The organism is Streptomyces sp. H39-C1 (genome assembly GCF_027158125.1).
Lineage (GTDB): Bacteria > Actinomycetota > Actinomycetes > Streptomycetales > Streptomycetaceae > Actinacidiphila > Actinacidiphila fildesensis.
Genome location: NZ_JAPVLS010000057.1, coordinates 32,749 through 44,843 on the forward strand (window position 1 = coordinate 32,749; position 12,095 = coordinate 44,843).

The window sequence follows — 12,095 nt, forward strand, 5'->3', positions numbered from 1 at the left end:
TTCAGGCTGATCCGCTGCTCGGCGAGGGTCCGGTCGGCGAGGGTCCGGTCGCCGATGGTCCGGTCGGTCAGGGTCCGGTCGGCGAGGGGGGTCCGGTCCGTGAGGGCCAGGGGCCGGTCGGCGGCCCGGTGTCCAGCGCTCTGGCGCTCACCGGGCCGCTGGTCCACGGCCTCCAGACAGGCGATCCGCTCGGCGCGGTCCACCTCGCACCAGATCCGCTTGCCGGCTCCTTCGGGCTGCCAGCCCCACCGGTCGGCCAGCCCGTCCACCAGCTCCAGGCCGCGGCCCCCGGTCTCGTCCCGGTGCGCGTGCCGCGGGGTGGGCGGGCGGGCGCTGGTGTCCGCCACCTCGACCCGGACCGTCGAGTCAGAGGTGCCCGAGGCATCCGAGGTGTCCGGGAAGAGCATCCGCAGCACCGCCGGACAGCCGGTGTGCACGACCGCGTTCGTCACGAGCTCGGAGATCAGCAGAATCAGCGTCTCGGCGAGCGGTTCGTCGGCCCCTATGCCGGAGCCCAGAAGCCGTGAGCGCGCCCATCGCCTGGCCCGGCCCACTTCCGCGGGATCCGCGCCGACCTCGAGCTGAACCTGAAGCACCTGCACCGCTCACACCATCCGAACCGGCGGACACATCGCCTCGCGCCACAGCGGAGTCACCCTACGTGACGTCCATGTAGCACAGCATGATTGACCTACAGTCACCCCAACAAGCGCTTCGGGCATATTCCAGCGCAAAGGAGTACGCGTACCGCATACTGTGCGAAGCACATTTGGGGGCGTGTGGGGAGGATTCGAACATCCAGGCGTCCCAGGCGCGGCGCCCGCCCGGCTCCGCCGGGCGGCGACCACTCGGCGCCTCTGTACCTCTCGCACCCGATGGAGCGTACCCGAGCCGGACGCCGACTCCGGTCCGTCACGAGTAACGCGTAGGACACAACCCGATATCAACGCAGCGTCACTGATCATTCACGCGGCCTTCACTGGAGCAGTTCCCCGGCCAGCTCTTCCTCGTGGCGCTCCGTGTCCCCCCGCCCGGCGGCGAGCACCCAGGACCGCTTGATGTGGAGGTGTACGTCGGCCTCCCAGGTGAAGCCCATCCCTCCGAAGACCTGCAGGCAGTCACGTGCGTTGCGGGAGGCCGCGTCGTCGGCGAGCAGCCGCGCCGCGGCCGTCTCGAAGCCGTCGCCGGACACCGCCGCCGCGTAGACGGCCGTGCGGGCCATCTCCAGCCGTACGAGCATGTCCGCACACAGGTGCTTCACCGCCTGGAACGCCCCGATCGGCCGCCCGAACTGCTCACGTTGCCGGGCGTGTTGCACGGCCATCGCGAGGGTCCTTCCGGCGCTGCCGACCTGCAGGGCCGCGGTCAGCAGCGCGGCTTCCCGCCGCAGCAGGACCGGGTCGGCGCCCGCGAGAACCGGGTCGGCGCCTGCGGAAGCAGCTTCGACGCCCGCGCCACCGTCGAGTGCGCGGGCCGGGGGCAGAACGCTGCCGGGCAGGTGAAGGGGGGTGAGGGGGTCGACGGAACGGATCTCCGCCGCCGGATATCCGTCCGCGGCGAAAAGCCCGACGCCCGTCCCGCCGAGCTCCCCGGACCCGAACTCCTGGGACCCGGGCTCTCCGGCCCCGAGCTCCTGGGACCCGGGCTCCCCCAGCACCAGGACGGCGTCCGCGGCGCCCAGGTGGCCGACCGGGGCGGGCGGCAGCGCCAGGGCCACCAGCAGCTCCCCCGCCGCCGCGCCCGCCGCCACCGGCCCGGTCAGATGGGTCGCCGCCAGATGCGTACCGACCAGCGGCCCCGGCAGCAGGACGCGGCCGGCCTCCTCGAAGACGAGCACGGCCTCGGGCAGCCCGAGGCCCACCCCGCCGTCCGCCTCCGGCAGCCTGAGGGCGAAGAACCCGGCCTCCCCCAGCTCACGCCACAGCACCCGGTCGACCACCGGCGGGCCTCCCACCACGGAGGCACCGCCTGAGCCGGTCTCCAGGGCGTCGCCCGCGTCGACCGCCGCGCGCAGCGCCTCGCGAGGGAACCGCCCGGCGAGCAGCTCCCGCACACCCGTCCGCAATGCCTCTTGATCTTCTGTCGGTTGGAAATCCACGGTCGGCCCCCGCTCCTCGGCCCTCGGCCCTCAGCCCTTCGGGAGGCCGAGGATGCGCTCGGCCACGATGTTCTTCTGGATCTGCGATGTGCCGGCGGCGATCGTGTACGAGAGCGACGACAGCCGCTCCGCCGTCCACGGATGCCCGGTGTCCTGCGCGAGCGGCCCCAGAACCTCGGCGGCCGTGTCGTAGAGCTCCTGCCGGGCGTGCGAGTAGCGCAGCTTGAAGACCGACCCGCCGGTCCCGGGCACGCCCGTGCCGCCCGCCCGCAGCGAGCGCTCCGCCTCGCTGACGTTCCACTGGGTGAGCCGCCACAGGACGGAGAACTCGGCCGCGAGCCGGCCCAGCCCGCGCCGCAGCGCCGGATCGTCCCAGCTGCCGTTGGCCTTGGCGGCGCGCGCGACCTCGCCCAGGACGCGGCGGCAGGCGACGACCTCGCCGACGAAGGCGGTGCCGCGTTCGAAGGAGAGGGTGACCATGGTGACGCGCCAGCCGTCGTTCTCCTCCCCCACCCGGTTCTCGACCGGCACCCGCACCTCGTCGAGGAACATCTCGGCGAACTCCGTCGACCCCGCGAGGGTGCGCAGCGGCCGTACCGTGACGCCCGGGGCGTCCATCGGCATCGCGAGCCAGGAGATGCCGCGGTGCTTGGGCGCCTGCGGATCGGTGCGGACCAGCAGTTCGCACCAGTCCGCGACCTCCGCGTGCGAGGTCCAGATCTTCGAGCCGGTCACCACGTACGCGTCGCCGTCGCGCACCGCGCGGGTCCGCAGCGAGGCCAGGTCGGAGCCGGCGCCGGGTTCGCTGAACCCCTGGCACCACACCTCGTCGCCGCGCAGCACCGGCGGCAGCCAGCGCCGCCGCTGCTCGTCGGTGCCTTCGGCGGCGATGGTGGGCCCGGCGTGCAGCAGCCCGACGAAGTTGGCGCCCACATAGGGCGCGCCCGCCTTCTCCGTCTCCTCCAGGAAGATCAGGTGCTGCACCGGCGTCGCGCCCCGCCCGCCGGCGTCGACCGGCCAGTGCAGGCCCGCGTAGCCCGCGTCGTACAGCATCCGCTGCCAGCCGGCGTCGTACGCACGCCGCCCCGGCCAGTCGCGCGGGTCCGGCCGGGGCGGCAGCTTGGGCAGTACGTCGCCGAGCCAGGACCGCAGTCCGGCCCGGAACTCCTCCTGCTCCGCGGTGTACGTCAGATCCACGCTCGCCTCACCTACCGGATCCGCCGGCCGCGGGCGCGGGCGCGGGCGCGGGGCTCTGCCGTGCGAAGGACGAGAGGTCGAGACCGCGGTCGAAGTCGAGATCGAGCATCCGGATCGCGTTGCCGCGCATGAGCTTGTAGACGGTCTCGTCGTCGAGCCCCTTCATATGGTCCTCGGCGACCGCCTTGGTGTGCGGGAAGGTCGAGTCCACATGCGGGTAGTCCGTCTCGAAGGTCGCGTTGTCGCGGCCGACGACGTCCAGCGACGCGACCCCGTGCTTGTCGCGGAAGAAGCAGCAGAAGATCTGCCGGTAGTAGTACGTCGACGGCGGCTCGGGGATGATGTCGCGCACCCCGCCCCAGGCCCGGTGCTCCTCCCAGACGGTGTCGGCGCGCTCCAGGGCGTACGGGATCCAGCCCATCTGGCCCTCGCTGTAGGCGAGTTTGAGCGTCGGGAACTTGACGAGGACCCCGCTGAAGAGGAAGTCCATCATCGAGGCCATCGCGTTGTTGAAGCTGAGCGCGGCCTGGACGGCGGGCGGCGCGTCCGGGGAGGCGGCGGGCATCTGCGAGGACGAGCCGATGTGCATGTTCACGACCGTGCCGGTCTCCTGGCACACCGCGAAGAAGGGGTCCCAGTAGCCGGAGTGGATGCTCGGCAGGCCCAGGTGCGTCGGGATCTCGCTGAACGTGACGGCCTTGACGCCGCGGGCGGCGTTGCGGCGGATCTCGGCCACGGCCAGGTCGATGTCCCAGAGCGGGATGATGCACAGCGGGATGAGCCGGCCGCCGCTGTCACCGCACCACTCGTCGACCATCCAGTCGTTGTAGGCGCGCACGCAGGCGAGCGCGACCTCCTTGTCGTGCGCCTCGGAGAACGTCTGCCCGCAGAACCGCGGGAAGGTCGGGAAGCAGAGTGACGCCTCGACATGGTTGAGGTCCATGTCCGCCAGGCGTTCCTTCGGGTCCCAGCAGCCGCGGCGCATCTCGGCGCGGGTGATGCCCTCCAGGGTCATGTCGTCGCGGTCGAAGCCGACGGCGGCGATGTTCCGCTTGTACGGGAACTTGAGGTCCTCGTAGATCCACCAGTCGGTGGGCGGTCCGTCCGGGTCCATCGTGATCTGGTACTTCCCGGCGACGTACGCCAGCTCACCGATACCTGCGGTCAGCGGCTTCGGACCGCGGTCGCGGTACTTGGCCGGCAGCCACTTCTCGAAGAGGTGCGCGGGTTCGATGACATGGTCGTCGACGCTGATGATCCTGGGCAGTTCCATCGGCCTCTCCCTGCAGATCTGATGGATCGTCAGATTTAGAGTACGCACGCACGCACGTCGCGTCCATCGGCGTCACACCCCTGGACCGGCGGGGCCGCGCCGCATACGCTGCCGCCAGGATCTGACGCTACGTCAGGTGTGGTGACGGTACGGAGGAGACCGGCATGGACCCGACGCGGGAGAGCGGCACGGCCCCGACGCAGACCGGATCGGCCCCGGCACAGGGGACGGGCACGGCCCCGGCGCAAGGGACCGGCACGGTCGCGGCGCAGGAGACCCCGACCGCCGTCGCAGCGGCCCTCGGTGCATCGTCAACCCTCTGGGCGCTCGCCGCCCGCCGCGCCGAGCTCACCCCCGACGCCCCCGTCCTCCTCGACACCGACGGCCGCCGGATCACCTTCGGCCAGCTGTGCCACCGGGCCGAACGCGTCGCCGCCGGCCTCCACGACCTCGGCGTCCGGCCCGGCAGCCGGTTCGCCTGGCAGCTGCCCACCCGGATCGAGACGGTGCTGCTGACCTTCGCCCTCGCCCGGCTCGGCGCCATGCAGACCCCGCTCATCCCCTTCTACCGGGACCGCGAGGTCGGCTACGCGCTGCGCGAGGCCGGGGCGGAGTTCTTCGCGATACCCGGCGAGTGGCGCGGCTACGACTACGCGGCGATGGCCGACCGCCTCGCGCCGCGGCTGTCCCGGCCGCCGCTCCTGCTCACCACCTACGACCGGCTCCCCGACGGCGATCCGGCCGTGCTGCCGGAACCGCCCGCCGACGGCACCTCGGTCCGCTGGATCTACTGGACCTCCGGCACCACCTCCGACCCCAAGGGCGTGCTGCACACCGACCGCAGCCTCATCGCCGCCGGCGGCTGCCTCGCCCACGCGCTGCGCCTCACCCCCGACGACGTCGGCTCCATGGCCTTCCCCTACGCCCATGTCGCCGGACCCGACTACACCGTGATGCTGCTGCTCTACGGCTTTCCCGCGCTGCTCCTCGAGCACTTCGCGCTGCCCGCCTCGCTCGACGCCTACCGGGAGCACGGCGTCACGGTCGCCGGCGGCAGCACCGTCTTCTACTCGATGTTCCTGGCCGAGCAGCGCAAGGACCCCACCGCCAAGCTCATTCCCGGCCTGCGGCTGCTCGCGGGCGGCGGCGCGCCCATGCCGCCCGAGCTGTACTACGAGGTCACGCGCGAGATGGGCTGCCAACTCACCCACGGCTACGGCATGACCGAGGTCCCCATGATCACCATGGGCGCCCCCGACGACACCCCCGACCACCTCGCGACCACCGAGGGGCGCCCCCCGGCGGCCATGGAGATCCGCATCACGGACTCCGACGGCAAGCCGCTGCCCGCCGGCACCGACGGTGAGGTCAGGCTGCGCGGCGAGGCCGTCTGCCAGGGTTATCTGCACGCCGCCCAGACCGCCGAGGTCTTCGACCCGGACGGCTTCCTCATCACCGGCGACCTCGGCCGGCTCACCCCGGACGGCTATCTCGTCCTCACCGGCCGGCTCAAGGACATCATCATCCGCAAGGGCGAGAACATCTCCGCCCAGGAGATCGAGGACCTGCTCTACGAGCACCCCGCCGTCGCCGACGCGGCCGTCGTCGGACTGCCCGACCCCGAGCGCGGTGAACGGGTCTGCGCCGTCGTGGAACAGCCCGCCGGAGCGCCGCCGATCACTCTCGCGGACATCACCGGATATCTACGGGAGCACGGGCTGTCCGCCCACAAGCTGCCGGAACAACTGGAGATCGTGGACGCCCTGCCGCGCAACGACGTGCTGCGCAAGGTGCTGAAGTTCAAGCTGCGGGAGCGCTTCGGCGGCACCCGCTCCTCCTAGGCCGCGCCCCTCAGGAGACGCGGGACCCAGCAGAAACCAGCGGGAACACCGGGACGACCGGGACCAATGGGGCCACCGGCACCGTAAGGATTAGCGGGCCGTGACAGCCGCGGCCGGGCATGCCGCAACAGCCGCTAGTCTGCGTCTGCTGACCACGTAACTTCCGGGACGCGTCGCCGAGTTGACGCGCGCAGGACGTCCGGCCGCGTGGCGCGACCAGGTCTTGGGAGGCGGACGTGGCGGACGCTACGGACAGTGCGGTTGCGGCGCAGAGCGGTCCGCGGGACCGCCGGCCGGGCCGCGCGCAGGCGCAGGTGCACGCGGCGCGCCGGCTGGGCGAGGCCAGGATCGCGCTGGCCGCGGGCGACGCGGCCGGCGCGGCGGACCGGTTCCGCGCGGCGCTCGCCACCGCCGGGGACCACGAGCTCGCGGACGAGCAGGTCTCGGCCCTGCTCGGGCTGGGCGACTGCGCCCTCGAGAGCGGGGAACTCACCGTCGCCCGCGAGCACTTCGAGGCCGTGGAGAAGCTGCTGGCCGGTGAGCCGCTGCCGCGCCGGGCCGCCGCGATCCGCGGCCGGGCGGTCTCCCATCTGCTCGCGGGTGAACTGCGCTACGCCTGCTACCTGCTGGAGAGCGCGATCGACGGACTGCACGCCGCCGGAACCCAGGACCCGGACGCGCTGCTGCTCCTCCACACCGCCGTCATCGCCCCGTACATGGACATGGGCGCCCACGCCCGCGCCGCCCAGGCCGCCGAGCTCGCCCTCGCACTCGCCCCCAGCGCCACCGATCCCGCACTGGTCGCCGGAATGCACCGCAGTGTGGCCCGCACCCTCATCGCCGAGGGCCGGATCACCGAGGCCGACGCCTCGCTCGCCAAGGCACAGGAGCTGTACCAGCGCCTGGGATTCCGCTCCGACCTGGCTAAATGTCATTGGATGCGCGGGTATGTACACGCCCAGGACGGCAATCTGGAGCACGCGGAACGTGAACTGCGGCTCGCCCGCGACATGCTGGCGGCACAGCAGTCCGTGCTCTTCACCGATCAGGTGGAGGTGGAACTCGCCGACGTGCTGCGCCGGCGCGGCAGTCACACCGAGGCGGGCGAACTGCTCGCCCGGCTGCTCGACCGCATCGGTCCCGAGCGCGGCGCCATCCACGCGGCCGGCGCCCACCGGCTGCTCGGTCTGATCGCGCAGGAGGACGGCGAACTCGACGCCGCCGAGGAGCACTACGTCAACGCCCTGTCCCTGCTGGAACGCGCCGGCGCCGCCGGCGATCTCGCCGACCTCTGCCGGCTGCTGGGCGATCTGCTGCGCAGTACCGGACGGGTCGAGGCCGCCCTGGACGCCTATCGCACCGGCCTCGGCCACCGTGCCGCGATCGGCACCACCACACTGGGCCCGGCTCCGGCGAAGCCCACCAGACCACCGGCGTACTGAGACCGCCCGCGACATCCGGTGCGGACCAGGGCGTGTTGCGAAAGTCCCGCCTGGCCCACGGCGTCTGGCACGCGCCCTAGGCGGATATCGGCCGGGCCGAGTCGTCGGTCGCGGAAGCGAGGTCCGGATAGACGTCGAAGAGGCGGCGGACGCCGAGGGCGGCGAGCACCCGGTTCACATGGGACCCGTCGTCGGCGGCGCCCTGGTCCGGCAGCACGATACGGAGCCGGCCCGCGCACGAACGCATCAGTCGGCGCGCGGCGATCAGCACACCCACTCCGCTGGAGTCGCAGAAGCGCACCTCCGCGAGATCGAGGACCACGCTGCGCCGCCCGTCGGCGACCGCCTCGTGCACGTGCTGGCGAACGGTGGGGGAGGTCAGGAGGTCCATCTCGCCCGTGACGATCACCACGGCCCAGCCGTCCTGCTCGACCTGCGTTACTTCCACTGAGACTCACCTCGCGACGTCGCTGGGAGCAGCCCGGCCACCCTGGCGGTCCGCGGAGGCCCGGAAGGCCGCTCCTCGGGGAATTGCGACAGCGTCATCATGTGAACCCTATGCCCGGAATCCCGCACAGCCGAGCAGTACCGCGGTCACACCCGCATAACACATCGCCAGAAGCGGTCCGATACGGCGGCAGGATGGCGCAAAGGGGCGTACGCCGTCGTAGGTGGCGGTTACATTCGAACTGATGAGGCCGGGTAGGTCCGGCAGGACGACGCGGCCGGCGGAACGCCGGCGGCGAGGGGAGAGGTTCGCATGGCGACACCGGCACCACCCCGCTGGGACCGCAAGATGCAGCAGCGTCTGGCCCGCGGGGAGGAAGCCGCGCTCGGCGAGCTGTACGACCGGTACGCGTCGCTGGTGCACAGCCTCGCCCACCGCGTGCTGGACGACGACGAGGCCGCGAACCACATCACCCGCGAGGTCTTCGGCTTCCTCTGGGAGAACCCCGACGCCTACGACCCGAGGCGCGGCTCGCTGCGCTCCTGGATCGCCGCGCTCACCCAGCGCCGGGCCGTGCAGCGACTGCGCCATGCGGAGAACCGCGGCCGGAGCAGCCAGGACGAGGTCGAGGCGAAGGTCCGCGAGGCCAATACCGCCGCCCGCGCCGACTTCATCGTCACCTCCATGCCGGCCCCGTTGCGCGACGCCCTCGAACTGGCCTACTTCCGGCGGCGCGACTACCGGCAGACCGCCGCCGACCTGGGCGTCACCGAGGACGAGGCCCGGCGCCGGCTGCGCCTGGGCCTGCAGCTGCTGTCCACCGCGATGGCACCCGCCGCGCCCGCGGGTCTCGACGGGTGGCAGCGGTGACCGCCGGGACGACGGGCCCCGGGCCGGACCGCGGACGGCTCCCCCCGTACGACCACAGCACCCTCAAGTCCCTGCTCGGGGCCTGGGCGCTGGCCGCCTGCTCACGCGAGGAGTCGCTCGCGGTCGAGGTGCACCTCACGGACTGCGCGTCCTGCGCGGACGAGGCGCTGCGGCTGCGCGACGCCGTCGGCCTGCTGCACCAGGAGGAGACGCTCGACCTTGATCCGCTGCTGCGGTCCCGGGTGTTGTCGGGTTGTCTCGACCGCCGCCCGGCGCGCATTCCGGTGCCCGAATGGGCGGGTCCGTACGACGCGGAGTCCGCCCGGCTGGACGCGCTGCTGCGCGATCTCGGCGACGGCTACTGGGACGCGCCCGTCGAGCTGCGCTGGTACGAGGACAAGCGGGTGGCCCGTGAGGTCTCCGTCGCGCAGGTCATCGGCCATCTCTGCGCGGTGGACGGCCTGGTCGCGTCCGCGCTCGGGCTGCCCATCGACGAGCTGCCGTTCGATCCGGCGCAGCGCACCGAGAGTTACTGGGCCACGGCGCGGAACGTGCCGGGCGCCCCGTTGCGTGCCCGGTGGCGCGAGCAGAGCCAGACGCTGGTGCGCACGGTGTCCTTCGCCGGGCACGGGACCGCCGGACTGGACGTCGGATACGGCGCGTTCACGCTGCCGCTGCGGGACGCGTTCCTCGACCGGGCCTTCGAGTGCTGGATACACGCCTGGGACATCGCCGAGGCCGTCGACTACCCGTACGACCCTCCGGCGCCGCGCAACCTCAACCGCATGATCGACCTGGCGGCCCGGATGCTGCCCACCGCCATCGCGGGGCGCCGCCGGGCCGGACTCACGGCCTCCCCGGCCCGGCTCACCGCCGCGGGCTCGCCCGGCAGGTCGGTGCATCTGGAGGTCGAGGGCCAGGGCGGGGGGAACTGGTACATCGCCCTGGACTCGCCCGGAGCGCCGGCCACCGCCGAGGAGGCGGTGGCCCATGTCGCGCTCGACAGCGTCGAGTTCTGCCAGCTGGCCGCGGGTCATCTGGAGCCCGAGCGGATAGCGGTGGGCCAGGACGGGGACCGCGACGTCATCCGCGATGTGCTCTTCGCCGCCGCGTCACTGTCGAGGCTGTGACGCGGCGGCAGCTCCCCGCTCCTGCTACTTCTTCAAGTGGTCCAGCCAGGGGTGCTTCCGCGGAACGCACGCCTTCGGGTTGGTGTAGGCCGGGCACTTGCCGTCCAGCTTCGGCGTGATGTGCGCCAGCATCGACCGGTACGCGGGGTACAGCCCGGGCCCCGGCATGTACTTGTTGGCGATGGCGGAACCCGACATCCCGAACAGCAGCAGCAGACAGGCGAGCACCCCGGCGTGCAGCGGCAGACGGGCCCGGAGACCGCTCCTGGCGCCGCCGGCCGTGCCCGCGGGAGCGGACGAAGCAGCCGGTGTCAGCTTGGGGAGCTTGATCCGCTTGAGTCGCTGCACCCCGAGATAGATGGAGAATCCGCACAGCACGAGCAGGCAGTACATGATCTGCCACGACGTGCGCGGCCACAGCTGTACGGCGTTGTCCCGGTACATGTGCGAGGCGTACCACAGGCGCATCACCCAGGCGCTGGCCATGCAGGTGGCGGCGACGATGACCACGGACCGCCTGGCGCCCAGGATGAGCGAGACGCCGAGGCCGATCGCGAGCAGGATGGCGAAGAGCCCGACGCCGCCCAGCTCTCCCAGCGGCGGCCACTGGTCCGGCTTGCCGTTCTGCACCCAGAGCCAGATGGAGAAGTAGCCGGGGTCGGTGTCGGTGTCGACGTACATGTACCGGTCGACGTTGTCCGTCGACATCAGCAGGAGCTTGGAGAGGGTCCAGCCGGCCACGGCCAGGAAGACGAACGCGGTCGAGCCGAGCAGGATCAGCGCCCGCTTCGGGCCGGCCTTCCAGGGGAAGTACGCGAGCGTGAGCACGACCATGCCGGCCGCCGACCAGACGAACCATCCTGAATAGAGCAGGAAGTCCAGGCCGATCAGCAGCCCGAGCCCGGCTCCCACCGCGATCAGGCGCCTCGGTTCGGTGACCGGACTGCGCCGCAGTGCGCTCAGCAGCAGCGCCAGCGCCGGGATGAAGATGAAGAGCGACAGGTTGCCGTAGGGCTTGTACGGGTCGATCAGCGGGAGGGTGGGGACGACACCGATGATCAACGCCCACACCGGGCGCAGTATGGTCCGCCACATCAGATAGGCCAGCGGGCCGATGAGCGCGACGGTGACCAGCGAGAGCGTCTTGAGCGCGTAGCCGGTGTTGCCGTTGTAGAAGAGCTTGGCCCAGGCGGCGAGCAGGTAGATGTACAGCGGCGGGTACCCGGAATCGTCCGGGATGCCGTGCCCGGTGGCCACCGAGTGGGCGTACTTCTGGATGACCGAGGAGTCCGAGATCACACCGTTGATGGGCCACGGGGTGCCGTGCAGCGCCACCGCGACGCCGCCCGCGATCAGCCCGGTGAACAGGCCGGCGGTCGCCGCACAGGCCAGCCGTACCGCCCAGGTGTAGTGGACCGGCCGGCCGAAGCGCTGCACCAGCAGCACGGCGACGACGATCGCGATGGCGATGACCATGAACGGGAGCAGCATGGCGGCGAGGCCGCTGACCTGTCCCGGGCGCTTCATCGGGTTGACGTGGATGGTCGCGCTGTACAGCAGCAGCAGCGCGGCGGCGGTCATGGCCACACCCGCCTCGGCGAGCAGTCCCACCCACCGGCGCCCGCCGGGGGCCGCGGCTTGATCGCCCGGGTCCCTCCGGATCAGATTCCGCGGCCGCCAGTTCAACGTCGTCATCAATGCTCCCGTAACTTGTCGGCCACCCCCCTGGCGGTTGGTGGCCAACGGCTGCCGCACTCGCGTCGATCTAGATCGGGGTCGAGGATATCGGACAGCCT

Annotated in this window: 9 protein-coding genes and 1 pseudogene; 4 read left to right on the forward strand and 6 right to left on the reverse strand. The window is 71.9% G+C overall.

The genetic code is table 11. The features are described from left to right. Positions 1–194: 194 nt before the first annotated feature. From O3W51_RS31125 to O3W51_RS31140, 4 genes and pseudogenes are all read right to left on the reverse strand, one after another. Positions 195–602, reverse strand: a pseudogene (locus O3W51_RS31125) (ATP-binding protein); the annotation flags it as partial. 374 nt (positions 603–976) lie between these two features. Beyond that, positions 977–2,098 carry an acyl-CoA dehydrogenase family protein gene (locus O3W51_RS31130; protein ID WP_198357786.1) on the reverse strand — a complete coding sequence of 374 codons (1,122 nt, stop codon included), beginning with the start codon at positions 2,096–2,098 and terminating at the stop codon, positions 977–979. Between the two features lie 30 nt (positions 2,099–2,128). Continuing rightward, a complete protein-coding gene (locus O3W51_RS31135; RefSeq protein ID WP_138353551.1) occupies positions 2,129–3,295 on the reverse strand; it encodes an acyl-CoA dehydrogenase in 1,167 nt (388 codons plus the stop codon). A gap of 7 nt (positions 3,296–3,302) precedes the next feature. Further along, positions 3,303–4,568, reverse strand: coding sequence for an amidohydrolase family protein (locus O3W51_RS31140; protein WP_244809213.1), 1,266 nt, complete (start codon positions 4,566–4,568; stop codon positions 3,303–3,305). Positions 4,569–4,732: 164 nt separating this feature from the next. Between O3W51_RS31140 and O3W51_RS31145 the strand changes: the two genes are divergently transcribed. Next, entirely contained in the window at positions 4,733–6,409 is a 1,677-nt protein-coding gene (locus O3W51_RS31145; RefSeq protein WP_138353550.1) for a class I adenylate-forming enzyme family protein, read from the forward strand. 236 nt (positions 6,410–6,645) lie between these two features. After that, entirely contained in the window at positions 6,646–7,851 is a 1,206-nt protein-coding gene (locus O3W51_RS31150; RefSeq protein ID WP_187144914.1) for a tetratricopeptide repeat protein, read from the forward strand. 76 nt (positions 7,852–7,927) lie between these two features. Here O3W51_RS31150 and O3W51_RS31155 read toward each other — a convergent pair whose 3' ends face one another. Then, on the reverse strand, positions 7,928–8,299 hold the full coding sequence (locus O3W51_RS31155) for an STAS domain-containing protein (protein ID WP_138353549.1): 372 nt from the start codon (positions 8,297–8,299) through the stop codon (positions 7,928–7,930). Positions 8,300–8,611: 312 nt separating this feature from the next. Here O3W51_RS31155 and O3W51_RS31160 point away from each other — a divergent pair, with 312 nt between their 5' ends. Further along, positions 8,612–9,169, forward strand: coding sequence for a sigma-70 family RNA polymerase sigma factor (locus tag O3W51_RS31160; RefSeq protein ID WP_138353548.1), 558 nt, complete (start codon positions 8,612–8,614; stop codon positions 9,167–9,169). Next, positions 9,166–10,299, forward strand: a complete 1,134-nt coding sequence (locus O3W51_RS31165) for a maleylpyruvate isomerase family mycothiol-dependent enzyme (RefSeq protein ID WP_198357788.1) — start codon at positions 9,166–9,168, stop codon at positions 10,297–10,299. The genes O3W51_RS31160 and O3W51_RS31165 overlap by 4 nt, the downstream gene beginning before the upstream one ends. 24 nt (positions 10,300–10,323) lie before the next feature. Here the strand turns inward: O3W51_RS31165 and O3W51_RS31170 are convergent, their stop codons facing one another. Then, positions 10,324–11,994 carry a hypothetical protein gene (locus O3W51_RS31170; protein ID WP_138353546.1) on the reverse strand — a complete coding sequence of 557 codons (1,671 nt, stop codon included), beginning with the start codon at positions 11,992–11,994 and terminating at the stop codon, positions 10,324–10,326. Between the last annotated feature and the right edge of the window lie 101 nt (positions 11,995–12,095).

Bases quoted from the DNA above. Each gene is read 5' to 3' on its own strand.
- O3W51_RS31140 (WP_244809213.1), bottom strand. From the start codon at position 4,568: ATGGAACTGCCCAGGATCATCAGCGTCGACGACCATGTCATCGAACCC.
- O3W51_RS31145 (WP_138353550.1), top strand. From the start codon at position 4,733: ATGGACCCGACGCGGGAGAGCGGCACGGCCCCGACGCAGACCGGATCG.
- O3W51_RS31160 (WP_138353548.1), top strand. From the start codon at position 8,612: ATGGCGACACCGGCACCACCCCGCTGGGACCGCAAGATGCAGCAGCGT.
- O3W51_RS31170 (WP_138353546.1), bottom strand. From the start codon at position 11,994: ATGACGACGTTGAACTGGCGGCCGCGGAATCTGATCCGGAGGGACCCG.